Here is an 18567-nt window from a genome sequence, read left to right as displayed (position 1 = left end):
ATAACAGTAGATGTGATACAATGTAAACAATTCTAGAATTTAAGTATAACTAAACCTGTCTCTTATACACATCTAGATGTGTATAAGAGACAGGGGGAGTAGGGGGAGTAGGGGAGCATGGATATAAATTTCTTTATTTACTTCTTTCTTCCTCCTGACTCGGTGACTCGGTGACTCGGTGACTCGGTGACTCCTGACTCCTGATTCCTTACAAAAACATTTTTAAAGAATTTGCAAAATTGGCGCGTGAGTTTGCTATTTCTTAAAAAGTCACTAAATTAGGAGAACCGCTTATGACTGCTAAGAGCAAACCTGCTGCTAAACCTTCCTACGTTTTCCGTACTGGTTGGGCATTGCTACTTTTAGCTATTAACTTTTTAGTAGCAGCTTACTACTTCCACATCATTGACTAGTTAGAAGTAGGCTGGTGCTGCTTAAATCGTACCTTTAAATAAACCCTTGGGGCGAATAAGCAGCACCAAAATCATGATTAATAGGGCTACACCTTGCTTATACTGTGAGCCTAGCCAAGGGGTGCTAACTTCTTGGGCAATACCAATAATAAACGCTGCGGCGATCGCTCCGTAAGGATTGCCAATTCCGCCCAAAATCACTGAAGCAAACAAAGGTAAAATCAAAAACCAACCCATATTTGGACGCACGGCGGTAATTAGCCCGTACATACTGCCACCTAAAGAAGTAAATGTCCCAGCAATTACCCAAGTCCACAAAATTACTCGATCAACATTAATACCAGAAACTCTAGCTAAATCTAAATCATCAGCTACTGCCCGCATTGCCTTACCAATTTTGGTATTTTGCAGCAAGTAGTGAAGCGATAAAATCGCCATAATCGCTAATCCCAGCACCAATAATTGATTTTGCGGTACTTTTAATGTCCCAAATTCTAAAGCCGGAATCACAGGCAAATTATAATTTTGGTTTTTACCTCCCCAGAGAAAAATAATCCCATTGCGGAGAAATAAAGCTAGACCGATAGAGATAATAATCAGAGTTGTCGCACTAGCACGGATAGACCGCATTTTTGACCACAGCAACTTTTCTGCTAGTAACATTCCTCCCACAGTTCCCAAGGTAGCCACAATCATTGACAGCCAAATATTTAGACCCATACCATTGACTATAAGGGTTAAATAAGCTCCCAAAGTGAGAAAATCACCGTGGGCAAAATTAGACAACCGCAAAATCCCATAGGTTAAGGTCAGTCCAACTGCTGCTAGGGCGATAATGCTACCTACAGCAATACCGTTGATAATTAATTGAGCAAATTGTTGTATATCCATAAATATGAAGTTACGGTGAAATTATTGTGAATTTTTGAAGTTGCTATTCAGTCAGAGGGAACAGAAAACTTATGTAGTGCGGGCATCTTGCCCGCTATATATGCAGGGGAAACGCATCTAAATCTTATTGACAAAATACCTCTGGCGAGAAATCCAGGAAAAAGGGTTAAGCAATTACGAGTTTTTCTCCTTTGAGCATCCGCGAAGCTGCTTCTAAAAGTGCTTCTTCTAAATAGGGTTTAGTAAAGTAGCCACTAGCCCCAAGCTGTAGCGCCATTTGTCTATGTTTATCAGCACCACGAGAGGTAAGCATAGCAATAGGTAGCTGGTCAAAAGAACTATCTTTTTGAATCCGTGAGAGAAATTCTAGTCCATCACAACGAGGCATTTCGATGTCACAGAAAACGATATCGCAAGGTAAACCGGAACGAAGTTTATCCCAGGCTTCTTGTCCATCACGGGCTTGTTCTACACGATATCCAGCTTTTGCAAAGGTCAGAGATAAAAGTTGTCTAACTGTGATCGAGTCATCAACAATTAATACTGTTATTTCTACCTTATCAGCGAGTGGGATGTCTATTGAGGATAAACCTGAGTGCTGCCAATTTCCACCGATATGTTTAGACATCTTACCTTGGAAGATATCAATAATTTCCAATACGTCAGCGATAGGCATAATCATACCATCGCCAAGAACTGTAGCACCAGCTATACCACTGGGTTTAGGTGCTGGACCTTCAAATTGCTTAATTACAATTTCCTGTTGACTCAGAATTTGATCAATTTGTAAAGCAATCATTGTATTCCCTGAGCGGACAATGATTACAGAAATCAGATCATCATCTTTTTTAGTCCCATAGAAGTTCCCACGGGTAAGCTGACGATTAAAAACTAAGATGTCTTTTAAAGGTTGGAAGGGGAGGTTAATATCTCTCCAGACAATAAATGATTGTCCCTCAGCATCTTGCTGAATGTTTTTGGCTGTGATACTTAGAGTATCCTCTACACCATCCATGGGAAAAGCGATTCTGGTGCGATCACAGATGCAGAATAGGGCTTTACAAATACTCAGAGTCAGTGGCAGACGAATTGTAAAGCTAGTTCCTTGACCTAGTGTGGAGTCAGTCCCAACTGTCCCGCGAATTTCGCTGATATCGTTTTGGACGACGTTCATGCCCATACCCCTGCCTTTGATATCGTCTACTTCATCGGCGGTACTGAAGCTAGGGAGGAATAAAAGTTCATAGGCATCTATCCGAGACATGGTTTGTGCCTGTTCAGGGGTCAGGATACCTTTTTTAACCGCCTTGTTTTTAACTTTTTGATGATCAATACCAGCGCCATCGTCACTGACAGAAATAATGGTTTGGTTTCCTTGTTGTAAGGCGCGAATATTAATGATACCTGTGGGTGATTTACCCGCTGCTTGCCGGATTTCTGGGGTTTCAATGCCGTGGGCGATCGCATTATTGACCATGTGAGTCAAAGGATCTGTCAGATGATCTAAAATCATCTTGTCAACCAGGGTATCAACACCTTCTGTGACTAACTCTACCTGTTTGCCATATCTAATGGCATTATCCCGCACTCCTCGCCTTAATCGATCAACAGCTTGGGCAAATGTCACCATTCTGGCTTTTGTTAGTCCTGCTTGTAGCTGGTTAGTTGCTTGGCGTAACTGTCGGGCTACCTGTTCTGTTTCTTCGGTAATAAAGTCAATATCACTGGCTGACTCCCGGACTCGCACGATGAACTGAATCATTTCTTGCGCCAGGATATGAAAAGGCGTAAATCGATCCATTTCGATTTCGCTGAACCCACGATTATGGGAATTGTCCGATGAATCATCATATTCTCTAGAGCGGCGAGTGGAGAGAAGAGAGGATTCTACGAGCGATCGCTCGTAGTATTCCTGCATCCTCATTCCCACATCGGAGAGGTGCTGCACCTGAAGCAATAGGCTATCTAGTGCCTGTCGTAGACGTTCATGATCCTGCTCTAAGGTGTTGCGATTTACCACCAACTCCCCAACCAAGTTACTCATATCATCCAGTTGTTTAACTGGAATTTTGATGCTTTCTTCTTTTATCGTCCGTCGAGTCATGGGACGGGGGATTTTACTTGTAGAAGTTTTTCTTGATGTTGCTGATGAGTTAGATATTTTTTTATCAGCCTGTTCTAACAAGTTTTCTAATTCACTAAATTCATCTTCTAGTCCTAAGAGGTTGTCCTGAGCTTGTCGAAGGGGCAAAAAAGTATTTTGAGACTTAACTACAGTAGGTTGAATAATTATTGGTGGCTGTGAACTAATCTTTAGTCCATTATCTTCATTCTCACTCAGCAATGCTTCTAATGCTGCAAAATCTTCATCTTGAATAGATTCCTGACGGGTACTTTCTTCTGGGAATGCGGACAAAAATGCTTCTATTGCCGCAAATTCATCTAGTAAAGATAGTTCTACCAGAGTTGCGCTGGCAGGTTCATCTAAAAATGCTTCTATTGCCGCAAATTCATCTAATGAAAATTCTTCTCCATTTGCCAACTCTAATTGTGGAGAAGTTTCACCCACTACAGAAATATCTGTTTCTGGTTCTGTGGTTACATCTCCAAAATCACCAAATAAATTATCTTCAGTTTGCGTCTGGCTATCAGTATCTGATGTGAAAAATAAATCAAAAGATTGTTCTTGTGCTTGGGAAATCAGATCAAACTCTTTTGTATCTAAACTATTATTTGTAGCTGAAAGCTGATTTTTGGGAACAATCTCAACTGATGCACTAAATAAACTTTGCTCTAATTCTTTAGCTATATCTTGATTAACTGAAGTAGTAATTTCTGAGTCTGTTGTGTCCAGATCATCCCAGAAGTTATCTAAATTATCTATTGAATTAGCAAGATTAGTTGTAATTTCTGATGTTCCAAATAAGTCATCAATTTCATTTGTTAGCGGTGGTGGATTCTTTGCTACTTCTACAAACAGATTATCTAATGATAAACTTTCTGGTGCTGATGGTTTTATTTTTGATGTTTTTATGGTTGTAGGAATAATTTTTGCGGAAGAATTAGCATTTTCATCTGCCTGATCTTTTGCGTATTTATCCTCCTCTAATAACAAATTATCAAAACTGATTTCAGAGGTGCTGGCTATTTCTGAGAGGGCAATATTTTCTGCTTCAGTTATTTCAACTATAACCGACAATTCATCGTCTTCAGTGAATGTCAATAATTCTTCTAACTTATTAGTGTTAGTTGCCTCATTTTCAGGATCAAGCTGGTGAGATTCTCTAGAAACTGAGATTAATTCTGTGATAACATTATCTGAGGGGAATTGTAAATCTGGACTATTGTCCAACAGATTACCAAATTCTAATGGTTCTAAATTTAGTTCTGTTGTGTCTGTAAATAAAGTTTCCTCAAATTCCAATAACTCGAGTTGTGGGAGAGGAAACAGAGTTTCTAGCTGTTGACTAATCGCAATTTTTGCATCTTGATTTTGAAGAACTAATTCTTGAGCCTGTTTAATTTCAGTAATAATAATTTTGGCTAAAGTCAGATAACTATGATCAGGATTAGATATGGCAAGGGCTGCCGATTCACACAAACTACACCAATTTGATAAATTTAAGTCTCTACCAATTTTTACTAATTGATGGCAGCATTCTTGCAAATTTTCGCGGGAACGCCCTAAGTTAGTTTGTTTAAACTGTTGCAGCATTTCCCGCAGAATTTCTAATACCTGCCCTTGAAACTCTGTCCAATCCTGATTTTGTCTGGTTGTTATAGGTGATTTCTGGATCTGGGGAATCACAGATATTGGTGGTTGGAGATGATTGTGATTAAGGTTGTCTACTCCATTATTTCCTTGCTTTAACAGTGTTTCTATATGCTCATTCAGCCATTGCATGACTGGTTCAGTTTTAAGCATCAAAGCTTGAGCTTTTTCTGCTGATAAACCAAAGGGATTGCCAAGACTGTCTATCAGCGCTTTTAATGTATCACAGACATTCAGTAGTAAAGATTCTAACCTTTGGTCTACTTGAATAGGATGCTCCTTCAGAATCTTGAAGCAATCCTCAAGTCGGTGGGATGTTTGCTGAATACTACTCAGACCCAACATGGCCGCACCACCTTTGATGGAGTGGGCTGCACGGAAGACTTCATTAATCATTTCTGAATCTTCCAGGGTACTTTGGAGATTCAGTAATCCTTGTTCAATAGTGTTTAGGTGTTCCCTGGCTTCTTCGAGAAAGTAACCTAAAATCCGTTGTTGTTGTTCCGGCTGCATAGTGAGTTAAATAGGGTTGTTAGTTGTCAGTTGTCAGTTGTCGGTTGTCAGTTGTCAGTTGTCAGTTGTCAGTTGTCGGTTGCCAGAGGTAAGATTCTGTATTACCAATTACCAATTACCAATTACCTATTCCCTGTTCCCTATTACCTATTCCCTGTTCCCTATTCCCTTTCACCTTGATTCAGTGGTTTCTACTCGGAAGCGTTCCACGGAGGCAATCAAGTCGCGGGATACTCCCACTAAATGTTGCAATGCTCCAGAAACCCGCTGTGCTTCTTGAGAGGTTTCTTGAGCCGTTAGTTCCACAGATTGCATTACTTGTGCCACAGCACGAGAAGTTTCCGTTTGTTCTACGGTATCACTGGTAATTGATCTTACCAAAATATCAATATGATCGGCTACTTGGATAATATTGTCTAGCGATCGCTTGGCTTCTTCTGCTAATCTAGTTTGATGAATTACCTGTTGTGTCCCTTCTTCCATAGCTGTCATAACGGAGCTAGTTTCGCTTTGAATTTGCATCACGATTTGCTCAATTTCTTTTAAGGACTTAGCAGATCGATCTGCCAACTGTCGCACTTCATCAGCTACAATAGCGAATCCTCTACCTGCTTCTCCCGCTCTTGCCGCTTCAATACTGGCATTAAGAGCTAACAAATTGGTACGGGAAGCAATTTGTGAAACTATGGCAACAATAGAGTTAATTTCTTGGGAAGATTCCGCCAATCGTTTCACTTTTCGGCTAGTTTCTGCGACTGTTTCCCGAATTTCCAAAATCCCTACCACCGTATTTTCTACCGCTTCTCCCCCTTTCTGAGCGATTTTACTGGCTTCACGGGCTACAGTTTCCGCTTCCTTGGCTGCTTCTGCTACCCGTTGGATGGAATCAGTCATGACCTGGACGGAATTCAACGTCACAGCTAACTCTTCTGCTTGTCGTAAAGCATCCCCAGATAAGGCTCTAGCAAAAGTTTCGGAATTGGTTGAACCTTTGGTCACATCCCGTGCCGCCACTTTTACCTGTTGGACAATATCCCGGAGATTTTGAATTGTCAGGTTAAAGGCATCAGCAACCGCTCCCAGTACGTCGGCTGTGACTTCGGCTTGAACTGTCAAATCTCCTCTGGCTGCTCCTTCTACGTCATCCAGAAGGCGAATTACCTGACGTTGCAGGTTTTCTTTAGCTTCTTCCATCTCCATGGCTTTGCGTTGGGCTTCATTCGTAGTTGTGAAAATTACCCTAGCCATATCATTAAAGCCAGTGGCTAAATAGCCTAATTCATCTTGTGAATAGACTGTTGCTTCCACATTCATATTGCCTTGACGGACAGAATCAAACTGACTTTGCAGATCCTTAGTAGTCCGGCGAATTTGTTTGAGAGTGAGATTACTCATAAACCCAGCGGTAGCTGCACCTGTAGCTCCTGCGGCTAAGGCCATTAACCAACCTGTATTTCTCACGGATTCCCGTTGTTGAGCCGGTGAAATTGAAATTGTCACCGCGCTCACAATAGCTACACCCACTAGTGATACTAAGCCGACAGTTCCGGCTATCCACCATTGTTTTTTATCGAGGGAGGCGTTTTCAAAGGGTCCAAATAGGCCTTGGTCAAAGGCTACATTGGGTTCTGTCTTCGCCACCTCTGATTGGGTAAAAACAGGAACTGCTTCTTGAGCGCCAGTAATTGTGAATAGTTCTTGATCACGATGACTGCGATCTTGATAAGCATCGCTTTCTTGATCATTGAATGAGTCATCAACAAATTGATTTAGCGAATTTCCCCGACTATCTGGAGATTCTGACAGCATTCCCCCATCGCCAAAACTGCTATCTTCAGTGAGATCAAATCCTGGTCTATCACCGAGATCATCGAATTCATCAAAGTCGTTTAAAAACTCTATATTATTCTTATTACTGCCTCCACTGGAGATATTACTAGTATCTTTAGTGGAAATAAAGGTTTCAGCCCCTAAATCTCCTTCATTCTCTGCCCCAAAAGCAGATTCAAACGCATCTAAGTCAAAACTATCATCATCAAAGTTATTTTTTGCTGATGAAGAGTTGAAATTAAACTGCCGTTGTGGTGGCGCAGAATTGTTGGTAAATGATGCCGATATTGGTTGATCTTGATTGTTGTTGATTGCCTGTTCGTTAATCTCTAAATATGTATCGTTTTGGCTGAGGGTTAAATCTTCAAAGTTATCATCCATTAAGTCGTCTATATCTTCCCCCATCAATATCTCAGTCTGATTTTCAGAGTCATAATCAAGGGATAATTTAGTTGCTGCAAAAGGTGAATAGCTGCTGGAATCATCACTAATTGCTGAAGTTTCATTAGCTAAATTGTGATTAATAACAGCCTGATTATCACCGCCAGAAATATCTTCTTGCCAAAAAGGTGGTAACTCTAATTGACCTGATATTGGATCACTGGTGAGATATTCGGTAGGTACACCAAAGGGATCATCACTCATGACACCATCTAAGGCATTGCTGTCAAATTCCATACTATCTGGATGACTTGCGAACGGATTATGTTCTAGAGGATCTAGGGGTGGTTCATATTCTGCAAAGGAGTTCATTTCCACACTGCGGCTATGCAAATTCCCCATCATCCCTAAATCCAAAGATTCTCCAGTTGTCACCAGACCATGAAATGGAGATTTATAATCACTAAAAGGCTCTGTATACTGATCTATAGTTGCAATACAATTATTAACAAGACGAATAACTTCTTCTTCGCTTGTTAAATACAATACGCTTTGGTAGCTATCTTTAGCCACATCGTATTGTTGCAACATATAGTATGTATGTCCCTTTAACAAATGTAAGTTAGGGTCAGTTGGTGAATTTTGCACCAACTTATCAATTAATACCGCGGCTAATTCATAGTCTTGTTGCTCATAAGCTATTCTTGCCCGATCATAAGTTAGCTCTTGATTGTCTATACGTGCTTCCATATCCTCCCTCCCTAGTTCATTCTGCCCACCGCGCACTTCGCAAAATTGCTATTTGATCCAGTAGTCGTAAATATTTTTTTTCTTTTTCTGTATCAAATAACCACTCTCCCCGCAAAAACGGAGCCATAGCATCTGGTACGTTATTTTGTGGCTTTAGATACTGTACATCAAGCCAGTCCATCCCACAAATTTCTTCTACTCCTAAGCCTACTATCGTATCTTGATCTTCAATGGCAATGACAGGGATTTCTGAGCAATCCGTGTTTAATGGGGTTGTTTCACCGAGAAATTGCCCCAAATCAGCCACCCAAATCAAGCGTCCCCGTAAATTTAGCGTTCCTAAAAGTAAGGGAGATGTATTAGGAATTGGTGTAATCCGATCAGGACTAAGTTCAATTACTTCCCGAATTCCCATAGCTTGTAATGCAAATTCCTGACGTGAGGGCAGATAAAACCGCAAATGCAACTCACCTTGGGGACTTTCTAGTTGTAATTCGGGACGGAATTGATCTTGCTCACTTCCATTTAAAAAATCTGGTTTGTTAACCATATTATTTTCATCCTTGTCCTCGCAGCAGTTGTTTGACTGTTCCTACCAACTCGATTGGTTGAAAGGGTTTAGCTATATAGGCATCTGCCCCTTGTTTCATCCCCCAATAGCGATCGAATTCTTCACCTTTAGAAGAACACATGACTACAGGAACATTTTGGGTTTTAGGATCAGATTTTAAGCGCCGACAGAGTTCATAGCCATTCATGCGGGGCATGACAATATCCAAAACCACCAAATCGGGAGGTGCTTTGTGAATGGCTTCTAAAGCTTCTGCGCCATCGCTTGCATGAGTAACTTCTAAGCCACTAGCTTTCAGAAGGTCTGTCATCATCTCTCTTTGGACGATACTGTCCTCAACAATTAGAATTGTGCTCATAAATGTCTATTTACCTCCTGATTTAGACTTTCCCTTGAGGAAAATAATTTGCTCTCATGACAAAGATGAACTGTATAAATTAAGTTTATTGTTTCACTACTTTACCGTAGATGGAAGTTGGTTAGACAACTATTTTATTCTTGTGATAACATCTTTTAGCCCATCTTGCACCCAATCAGCAAGTCTTCTATCCTATTTGTACACCTGAACAATAATCTAAATTGAGATATTGCTCTATCAGCATTAGCAATTCTTGATCTGTAAAGGTTTAGTCAGATAATCAGTTGCCCCTACCATCCTGGCACGAACACGATCAATAAGTCCATCTTTGCCAGTCAGCATAATAATAATTGGTACAACCCGAAAGACTGTGGAATGCCGCAGCATGGCACAAATCTCATAACCTTGTAATTTTAGGATTGATGCTATCGTCTCACAAATCACTAGTTGGCAATAGACAACTTGTCCGACTTTTCAAACACCCTCTTATATTATACAATACAGAGACAAAGTAGATCAAAAGGATTGACGGTGTGCTGTATTTAGCAGAAGTACAAAAACCGAAGAGTGGGTTACTTGGTAGTGGCAAAAGCGCACTAAAACTAATCGCCTGTCAACGTAATGACCAAAATTGGAGTCCAATACCGAACGAAATAATTATTGCTGATCAAGCAAGTAAATTAAATGATCGTGCATTGGTACTGGTGGAATTGAGTCCGAATCGTCTAGTACAGCGGATTCAGGATGCAGGTCGTCCATTGGTAAATATTTTGCAGAATTTTTCCCAACAAGTGCAAAAATTTAAACTCAAAGAAGAGGAAATTGATCAGTGGAAACAGTCGCTGATGATCCAGGCTCAGGAACTGAATCGTCGAGAAACCGAGATGGAATTCCGTTGGGAGCAAGTACAAAGATTGGAGCATGACTCTAAACGGATAGATACACATAAACATTTATTTGATACATCTGGTACAGAGATTGATCGATTACGGACAGAGGTTGAAAGTAATCACCGGGATTTAGAAGGGGCTTGGGAGCATTTGCGATTTGAACAGAGTCGCTTGGAGGAGATAAGTTTAAATTATCAAAAGTCTAAATCTGTAGATCAAGAGCGCAATCGAGTCCTGAGTGATTTACTTGATCGCTTATCTAGTCAAACTACTCCCATTGACACAGTTAAGGAAAGTCTTAATTATGCTTTTGAATTTGCAGATCAGCAACAGGATGCTTTAAATCTACATTGGCAAAAGTTGGAAATCCAACGTCATTCAGCTAATCAGCAGCAAAAGGAGGGAGAGGAACTGATGCAAAAGCTGTTTGGTTGCCAAAATGAATTGCAAAAGGTACAAAATTCCTTAGCACAACAAATTACTCAGGTGCAATTGAAAACAACAATAGTTAATAGTAAACAGGAATTAACTACGATACTCAAACAGCAGCTAGGAACGGAGGAGGAGTTTTACCAAAAGCTACATCATTTGGCAGCTAACACTGAAACTGAAGTTCCTAAATGGGGAATTGATGTAGCAGCCTTGCAGAAAATGCCTCTGAAGGAATTGGAGCAAATGGTGCAAAATTGGCAGGAGAAGTTAGACAGGGATTCTGATTTTGTGCAAGAACAAGAACAGGAACTTCAATACAAGCAAAAATTTATAGAAGAACTTCAGGAAAAAATTGTCCATTCCGCTGGGGGAGAACGGGTAAATTTAGAATTAGAATTAGCTGATGAACGGGATCTTTGCCAGATGCTAAACGAAAGTCTAGTTGGGCAAAGACGCAATTTGATCGGACAGCAAAAAACTCTCCAGCAAAAACAAGTTGTATTGTGGCAAAGACAAGGGATTGCGGTTGTCAGTGAGGGTGAATCTAGTAATTTAGAATCAATGGTTTTGCAACTTGAAGCCCAAAAACAGCAAAAATCTACCCAAATCCAGAAGCTAGAGGATGATATGGTGGAGATGCTGACTACTATCGTCGCAGATCAAGAGACAATTGATCATCAAACCCAGGAAGTAGAAGCAAAGCGTCAGGAAGTCAACTCCCTAGAGGAGCAATTACTAAATTTACGAATAGCAACTGCTGAATGCTGGGGGAGAGTTAATCTTTATCAAGAAGCTCTGCAACATATTCAGGATGCTCTTGATGGTTTACGGGATCAATTACAAAATATTTCTGAATCTTTAACTCAAGTCCAAGCAAGTGGTAATTCTCAATTTCTGATTGTTACCCAGATGCGTCAAACTCTCCAGAGTTTTATGAGTCTAACTCTCTCCCAGGGGTAAGTAACTAGTACCGCAGGGCGGAAGTCAAAAGTCAAAAGTCAAAAGTCAAAACGAAGACAGTATAGGCTTTTTAACGATTTAGAATGGTTGGTTTATTTATGCCGTGTTGTACTAGTTGCTTATTTGCTCATTTTTCTTAATGGATGCTACGGATACAGATCCTTCTTTTTTTGATTAAGTTATACTCAACACGGCTTAATTATTTGATTTAAGCGGGTAGGGGTTTAGCATTGCTAAACCCCTACAAATCTAGGTTTTTCGTGATTTTACAAAAGTCCATGTCCCAACCGTTTTGAGTATATATAAATCCAGTCACCTTGGACTATTGCTGTCCAATCTCCGGGAAAAGGATCTGTTCGGGAACGATTGGGGGCTGTGATTAAGGCTGTGATTTTTTCAATGTGTTCAAAATTAGGGGCATCAGGAAGTATTTCTTGAAGTAGCTGACGCATGACCCGACGTTGTAAAGCTAGGGGTACTTTTTTTAATAAACAGCGGTTTACCTTTAAATTACCTTTCTCGCCCTGTACTGAGGCTTCTAGCCGCAACTGATGGGCTGTTTGTTCCAAATACTCTACCTCTGCTTGTAGAAGTTCGGCTGTTTGCGCTAAATTTGCTTCTACTTGGGGATTGAAATTCGCTTTTAAATAGGGGATTAATTCTTGACGAATGCGGTTTCGCGCATATTGTAAATTTTGATTGGTGGAATCTTCCCAAATTGGTAAATTAAACTCTTGACAAAATTGCTCTGTTTGGGAACGGTTAACTTCTAATAATGGACGCACTAACATGATATTGTCAGTTAGGGGACGTTGCCAAGTTAAAGCTTGTAACCCATCAGCACCAGTACCACGCATTAAATTGTATAGTAAAGTTTCCGCGCGATCGCTGGCAGTATGTCCGGTAATAATATATTGATAGTTATAAGACTGGGCGATTTTTGTTAAGGCCTGATATCGCCAATTTCTGGCTGTGGCTTCACTGTTAACAGGTTGATTAGCTATTTCTAAATAGAAAGGTGTGTGCCAAGTTTTCGCTAAATTTTTAACATGATGAGCATTAGCTTGGGAGTCTTCGCGCCAACAATGATCACAATGGGCTATGGCTAGATTCCATCCCCATTTGGGTTGTAGATCTAATAGTAATTTAATTAAGCATAGGGAATCTTGTCCACCCGATACTGCGACTAATAGCTTTTGATTGCGCTCAAATAGATTACGGGCGCGGATAGTCCGATGTATTTGGGCGTGGAGGGGTGTCCATGTCATAATAGATATTTAATCAAAGGTAAAAAGAGAAACCCGCCAATCACACATAGAACAACGACGAAGAGAACTTTCAAGCCTATACCTAATGTAACTTCCATAGCTAGTAAAGTCAGAAAAACGAAATTGAGAGCAAAGCTGAAGAAAACAATTGGGATAGGGAGGATAACTTGTTTTTGACCAGCTTTAATTTTTTGGATGAACCGCAAAATTTTTTGTGTATTTTGTGGTCTATTTTTTGGATCATGCTCCATTAAATAATCAATTAAATCTTTAAATTCTTCAGAAATTTCTGGGGCTTTATCTTGCCATAATAACTTTCCGGTTTGTCTATCTCTTTGAAAGTTATCGTATCCAGGATAAGTTCCTGTGAGTAAGTGCAGAAATGTCCGCCCTAAGGAGAAAAAATCAGATGTATAATCTACCTCTTTACCGGCTTCTTGCTCTGGTGAACAATAGCCTAATGATCCCACTATTGTAGCCGGAATAGTTTGCTTTTGAATTTTTTGGATAAATTCTTTAACAATACCAAAATCAATTAATACTAATTGACCATCAGGTTTTAACATTATGTTATTTGGCTTAATATCCCGATGTAAATAGTTCTGACTATGAACATGAGATAGAATCAGGGTCAATTGTTCTAGCCATTCGATAGCTTGTTGGCTATTAGGAATTTTGTAATTTTGTTCCAACCATTTACCCAAATCCTGTCCAGCAATTTTCTCCATGACTAAACCATGTAAAGCTTCCGGGGTGTGAGGACATTTAAATTTAATGTAAGCATCCACTTCTACGCGGGGAATTCCCGGATTATTTAATTGTTGTAATACATTAAACTCTTGTTTAAAAAGTCCCAAGACTTTATCACTTGATTGGGTTAAAATTTTAATGACTTTATGATCATTCATTAACCTATCTTCTACTTCAAAAGTTTTACCAAAACCACCATCTCCTAATTCTTGCAGAACATGATAACGATTATGGATAATATCTCCAGGTTCAATCATAGCTTTCTCTCTTTTGGGTTAATCAACTACTTATTTATTTTAGAATTCTTGATCATTTGTTGACAATCTAATTTTGTCAAATCATAGTTCATTGGGACAAATATTGCCCCAGATATGGCACATTTAGTAGGGATAACACGAACTATTTGAGAAGTGTTTTCTATCATATCTCCATCATTATCAAAAGAGATAGTTCCTGAAGCTCCTCCTGTTACCTGTTTTATATTGTTTAATTGCTGCTGTATAGCCAATCTTTGGTTTGGCAAACTAGCAGATATAGATACTTTTTCTAGAGCTTTTGTCAAAACCAAAGTAGCATCATAAGATATTCCGGTTTGAACACCTATGTTAGCAGTTCCCCAAAGTTGTTTAGCTCTTTGAATCATCTCTTTATTAGGACTAGATAAAGGATGCCAAGGAACGACTATTAAAAGTTTTTTGACATTCTGTTTATAGAGTATAGTCTCATCATATAGAGTCGAGTATCCTGCCATTGGCAGTTGATCTTCATTGACATCTATCAGGTTTAAAGTATTTTTAAAACTATAATGATTAACTTTACCATCAGGAATGAGAATCAGTGCTTTTGCCCCTTGCTGCCTAACTTCATTTAAGATTTTACGGGGCATAAATTTAGATATAGATATATCTTGTTCAATTATCTTACTTGCACCTAATTGGTTACGAAATTCTTCAAAAGCAGATTGACTAAAAGTGCTGTTTGGATTGTAAAAAACAGCTACTTTTTCTTTAATAGCTAATTGTGATAATTGCAATTGCTCAATTAATTTAGGAATCTGAAGTTTCACACTGGGGATAGTCCGAAATAAGAAGTTTGGTAAAACTTTCTTACCGGAAAAAAGACTTTTTCTAGCAGCCGTAGCAGGAGCAATAACAACAACTTTGTTCTTTTGATAAACAGGTAAAGCTGCTTTAGTTACTTCAGATGTATAATGTCCAATGACTGCGATTACATCATTTTTAGAAAGCAGATGTTCAGCTAATTTATCAACTGTGTCAGGTTTATTTTCATCGTTAACAACCAGAATTTTTAAACCTGGATTTTTAGGATCTTTGTTGAAATCTTCTTGAAATTGTGCTGCACCTCTTAACAAGGCTTCTGCTATACCTCTAGCATCCTGATTAATAGGAATAACAATAGCAATAGTGTAACTTTTTTTGCCTTGTTGCATCAATTTGGCATTGTTGAGGTAGATTAAAATTTCTGGATTATTTTGATTATTAAGTCTCTGTTTAGTAAAAAAATCAACAGCTTTTTTAAAGTTACCTTGTTGAAACAATGGAAATTTATTTTTTGTAAAGAGACTTTCTTCTCCACAAGATAAATTGTCATTTAACTCAAAATCTTTACACCAATTTTGAGAAAAAATATTTATCAATAATTGCGGATTAAAAATCAAATATATCCAGGAAGAAAAACTAAGTATCAAGATTATTAAAAATAACCATTTAGCTAAAATTGGATATTTACGGATTTTTCTGGAAAAATTTGTCATTTTAGTCATCTTTTTCAGGGAAACGTCTTTTAATATATTTAATAAGTAAAGGATGCACAATACAAAAAGTTGGTAATCTTTGGCTATCATCCCTTGCAATTAACCCATCTGTACATAATTTATCTATGGCTTGACCAATTTTTGCTTGAGAAATAGAGGGAAATAATTGATAAATTTCAGGAAGTGACATTGGTTCTGTTTCATAAACTAATTTTCGCACGATATTGAGTTCTATATTTGATAAACCAGAAATATGTTTATCAAATAAATCAGTTATGACATCATGAATAAAAAATGTTCCTTTGAGAAAGTCATCAATTTCACCATTATAATTATTTTGAATATGTTGAGCAGCAAATTCTAAAGCTGATGGATGTCCTTGATATTGTTTAATAAGTCTTTCTCGTCCCTTTTCTGACAATTTAAAATTCTTCAATATGTATTGAGAATCTTGATTATTTAAACCAGTTAATGTTAATTCTCTAACTCTGGATCTGTCCACAATATCCATTTGTTGATGTGTTTGTAAACTGACAAATACTACGCAACTTTGATGTTCTAATGTTGCAACAGATTTTAAAAGTTTTCCATAGTTAGAATAGTTTATTTTTTGCTGATCTTCTGATATTTCATCAGTTGCCATTAGTTTTTCCCAATTATCAAAAATCAGTAAGCACCGATGTTGATTTAAGAAAGAAATTAGGCTAAGAATTCTCTGAGATATATTTTTTTTATGGGGATTTTCTTCTAAATTATTAGCTGAAAAATATGATTCTATATGAGTTAAAAAATCTTCTAAAAAAGGGGAATATTCAAGCTTCTTCCAGATAATATAATCAAATTTATCTTTAACTTTATCCACAAACTTTCTTAATAGTGGTGTTTTCCCAATCCCACCCATACCAAAAACCCCCACCAAAGGACAGTGTTCGTTAACTATCCATGTTTCTAACTTAGATAATTCTTCTACACGGCCATAGAAATCTTTAGGAACTGGTGCTTCCCGTAAATCTATCCGTAATAAATTGTTTTCTGTGTCTTCCTCAGTACCAGGATGTTCTAAAAGTCGTGGGAGAGTTAAGAAGCAATTCTTTTTGCTAACTTTTCTATCTGTAACTTGACTGAGGTATTTGAATAAATCAGGACCCGTATTATTTTTGATAGTGTCAACAGCATAACCGAGATTATCCATATTGGCATAGGCGATATTTTGCAAAGAATATTCTAAAATCGCTTCTTGACAAGCATTTAAATGAAAATCTATGCCTTTTTCACGCTTTACCCAATCCTTTAATCCTCTAATTATCTGTTTTGTATCCATGGTCTAGTTCTCTCCTGATATCCTGTTCTGGATTGTATCTTAATTTGCCATAACTTTATTAGTTTTATTAGTCTTTATTAGCTAAATACTGATTAGTTAATTGTATTTACAGTTACATCTAATATTGAGATACTTGATTGTGTAAGGACAAAAAAGAGGTTGTTATGGCTTATCAAGATAATTCAGTAATTTCACTAGCAGAAGTTGCTAACGTCAACAGACAGTATAATATTTTGCAGGTAATATCAATACAATCACTGCAAGGGCAAAATATTTGGTTTACACAGAGTCATCAAGGAGATGAGGATGATGATCCTCTAGTTCCTCCTAATTAATGGAGCGGATATTATTTGTCTGGAGAATTAATAATTCTCATCGCTTCCAACTTACAAATTTCTAATTCTGGTAATTTACAATGGGCTTTTTTAAGTTCTTGATCATGGGTATAAAATTCTATAAAATTTCGCCATGATTCTCTAGAAGCTTGCCGATTTCCTTGTGCTGCTTGGACTTGTGCCAATAAGCAATAAGCTGGGGCATAATTGTTTTCTAATTCCAGACAAATAAGTAAATGTTGGTGTGCTTGTTCATAAGAATTTTGCTGAAAATATGCCCAAGCAAGATTTTTGTGTAATGAAACTTTAACTGTGTCATCTTTCACCTTTGACAAAATTGGTTCAATAATTTTCACAGCATCTGCACTATTTCCTTGGAGAATTTGCAACCGAGCTAAATTATTAATAGCAGCATCAGCAGCGCGGTTTTGATATTTAATTGCAATCTGATAATGATGACAAGCATCATCTAAATTATCTAACTTTTCGTAAGTTGCCCCTAGATTATAGTGAGCAGAACCATGATTTTTATTTAATTCCACTGCTAATTCTAGATAAGATGCAGCAATTATAAAATCATTACTCAGGTAGCTTTCATGTCCTAATTGATTTAGAGATTTAGCAATTTCTTTTTTTTCTTTTTCACTGAAATTCATGCGTCTTAGCACCTTTTTTAGTTCTTCTGGAACGGGTTTATGAACTGATAGTAAATACAAGATAGATTTAGTAATATCTTCATGATCTTCATCTTCTGTTTTTGCTAGTTCTTTTGTCCATTTAGATTGACTATCAGTTAATAACTCTGGTTTATATTTAGCAAACAATCCAACCAAGTCTGAGCGTTTGTAACGACGATTATCAGCAGGTTCATTATTCAGTCCAAATTCGTAACATATTCTTTCCACATACTTTCTCACGGATGCTTCTGTAATGTTCATCGCTTCGGCTATATCCATATCTGTATGGCCTGAAAGTATTTTCTGCAATACGTTTTTGCGGTTTTCTGTGAGGTTATAGAATACGCGTTCAAACTCTTGTTGATTCATTCTTGATTTTAATTGCATCAGTTATATATTCACGATTGTGGCTATTTTACAGTAATTTAACATCAATTATGCTATGTGATTATTATCACTTAGGCAAAGGTGATAGTTAAGTACGTGATCTGAAAATTTAAATCTCTGTTATGGGGTTGACACCTGTAAGTAAATATGTCATACTTGTGCTTAATAGATATGTCACCGAATAGAAATATCAAATTTTGTGACATAGCTGGGGGGGAAGAAATGCTTTTAACAGACTTTACTGGTATCGCAGCTAAGGTCACTTTTACACAGTCTCTAACTCAAAATAATTTC

The 18567-nt window shown here is 38.0% G+C and carries 14 protein-coding genes and 1 pseudogene; 4 read left to right on the top strand and 11 right to left on the bottom strand.

Features of this window, described 5'->3' with window-relative positions; all coding sequences use genetic code 11:
* Positions 1–293 precede the first annotated feature (293 nt).
* Positions 294–413: a photosystem I protein PsaX gene (gene psaX / locus FJR06_RS19330; RefSeq protein ID WP_015081431.1), complete on the top strand. Its 120-nt coding sequence runs from the start codon at positions 294–296 to the stop codon at positions 411–413.
* A 21-nt stretch (positions 414–434) separates the two neighbouring features.
* On the opposite strand, the gene FJR06_RS19325 is transcribed toward psaX, so the two are convergent.
* Both FJR06_RS19325 and FJR06_RS19320 read right to left on the bottom strand, forming a co-directional pair.
* Positions 435–1304, bottom strand: a complete 870-nt coding sequence (locus FJR06_RS19325) for a branched-chain amino acid ABC transporter permease (RefSeq protein WP_168634658.1) — start codon at positions 1302–1304, stop codon at positions 435–437.
* A 166-nt stretch (positions 1305–1470) separates the two neighbouring features.
* Positions 1471–5589 (bottom strand): hybrid sensor histidine kinase/response regulator, encoded by a 4119-nt coding sequence (locus tag FJR06_RS19320; RefSeq protein ID WP_168652072.1) that lies wholly within the window; start codon positions 5587–5589, stop codon positions 1471–1473.
* 30 nt (positions 5590–5619) lie between these two features.
* On the opposite strand from FJR06_RS19320, the gene FJR06_RS19315 reads away from it, so the two are divergent.
* Positions 5620–5769 (top strand): hypothetical protein, encoded by a 150-nt coding sequence (locus FJR06_RS19315; RefSeq protein ID WP_174783505.1) that lies wholly within the window; start codon positions 5620–5622, stop codon positions 5767–5769.
* Here the strand turns inward: FJR06_RS19315 and FJR06_RS19310 are convergent.
* The 4 genes and pseudogenes from FJR06_RS19310 to FJR06_RS19295 all read right to left on the bottom strand — a co-directional run.
* On the bottom strand, positions 5761–8550 hold the full coding sequence (locus FJR06_RS19310; protein ID WP_015081428.1) for a methyl-accepting chemotaxis protein: 2790 nt from the start codon (positions 8548–8550) through the stop codon (positions 5761–5763). The two genes, FJR06_RS19315 and FJR06_RS19310, sit on opposite strands and share 9 nt — an antisense overlap.
* A gap of 16 nt (positions 8551–8566) precedes the next feature.
* Complete coding sequence (locus tag FJR06_RS19305) at positions 8567–9100, bottom strand: chemotaxis protein CheW (RefSeq protein ID WP_015081427.1); 534 nt, start codon at positions 9098–9100, stop codon at positions 8567–8569.
* 7 nt (positions 9101–9107) lie between these two features.
* The gene (locus FJR06_RS19300) at positions 9108–9479 is read right to left on the bottom strand and encodes a response regulator transcription factor (protein ID WP_015081426.1); all 372 of its coding nucleotides are present in this window, start codon (positions 9477–9479) and stop codon (positions 9108–9110) included.
* A gap of 187 nt (positions 9480–9666) precedes the next feature.
* Positions 9667–9890 (bottom strand): annotated as a pseudogene (locus tag FJR06_RS19295) (response regulator); the annotation flags it as partial.
* A 122-nt stretch (positions 9891–10012) separates the two neighbouring features.
* Between FJR06_RS19295 and hmpF the strand changes: the two are divergent.
* The gene (hmpF, locus tag FJR06_RS19290; RefSeq protein WP_015081425.1) at positions 10013–11761 is read left to right on the top strand and encodes a pilus motility taxis protein HmpF; all 1749 of its coding nucleotides are present in this window, start codon (positions 10013–10015) and stop codon (positions 11759–11761) included.
* A 266-nt stretch (positions 11762–12027) separates the two neighbouring features.
* Here the strand turns inward: hmpF and tilS are convergent, their stop codons facing one another.
* Genes tilS through FJR06_RS19270 form a run of 4 tightly spaced genes read right to left on the bottom strand, consistent with a single transcriptional unit; the run spans position 12028 to position 16874 of the window.
* Positions 12028–13029, bottom strand: coding sequence for a tRNA lysidine(34) synthetase TilS (gene tilS, locus FJR06_RS19285; RefSeq protein ID WP_015081424.1), 1002 nt, complete (start codon positions 13027–13029; stop codon positions 12028–12030).
* Positions 13026–14036: a serine/threonine-protein kinase gene (locus tag FJR06_RS19280; protein WP_015081423.1), complete on the bottom strand. Its 1011-nt coding sequence runs from the start codon at positions 14034–14036 to the stop codon at positions 13026–13028. Before FJR06_RS19280 ends, tilS begins: the two co-directional genes overlap by 4 nt.
* Positions 14037–14062: 26 nt before the next feature.
* Entirely contained in the window at positions 14063–15562 is a 1500-nt protein-coding gene (locus tag FJR06_RS19275; RefSeq protein ID WP_041458133.1) for an ABC transporter substrate-binding protein, read from the bottom strand.
* Positions 15555–16874 (bottom strand): NB-ARC domain-containing protein, encoded by a 1320-nt coding sequence (locus FJR06_RS19270; RefSeq protein ID WP_015081421.1) that lies wholly within the window; start codon positions 16872–16874, stop codon positions 15555–15557. The genes FJR06_RS19275 and FJR06_RS19270 overlap by 8 nt, the downstream gene beginning before the upstream one ends.
* A 164-nt stretch (positions 16875–17038) precedes the next feature.
* Here FJR06_RS19270 and FJR06_RS19265 point away from each other — a divergent pair, with 164 nt between their 5' ends.
* Positions 17039–17209 carry a hypothetical protein gene (locus FJR06_RS19265; protein ID WP_158310553.1) on the top strand — a complete coding sequence of 57 codons (171 nt, stop codon included), beginning with the start codon at positions 17039–17041 and terminating at the stop codon, positions 17207–17209.
* 11 nt (positions 17210–17220) lie between these two features.
* Here the strand turns inward: FJR06_RS19265 and FJR06_RS19260 are convergent, their stop codons facing one another.
* Complete coding sequence (locus FJR06_RS19260; RefSeq protein WP_246863065.1) at positions 17221–18255, bottom strand: LuxR C-terminal-related transcriptional regulator; 1035 nt, start codon at positions 18253–18255, stop codon at positions 17221–17223.
* Positions 18256–18567 lie beyond the last annotated feature (312 nt).

Source organism: Dolichospermum sp. UHCC 0352, from assembly GCF_009711925.1.
Taxonomy (GTDB): domain Bacteria; phylum Cyanobacteriota; class Cyanobacteriia; order Cyanobacteriales; family Nostocaceae; genus Dolichospermum; species Dolichospermum lemmermannii.
The sequence above is the reverse complement of the archived record's forward strand: the minus strand, read 5'-3'. Positions and strand labels throughout refer to the sequence as shown.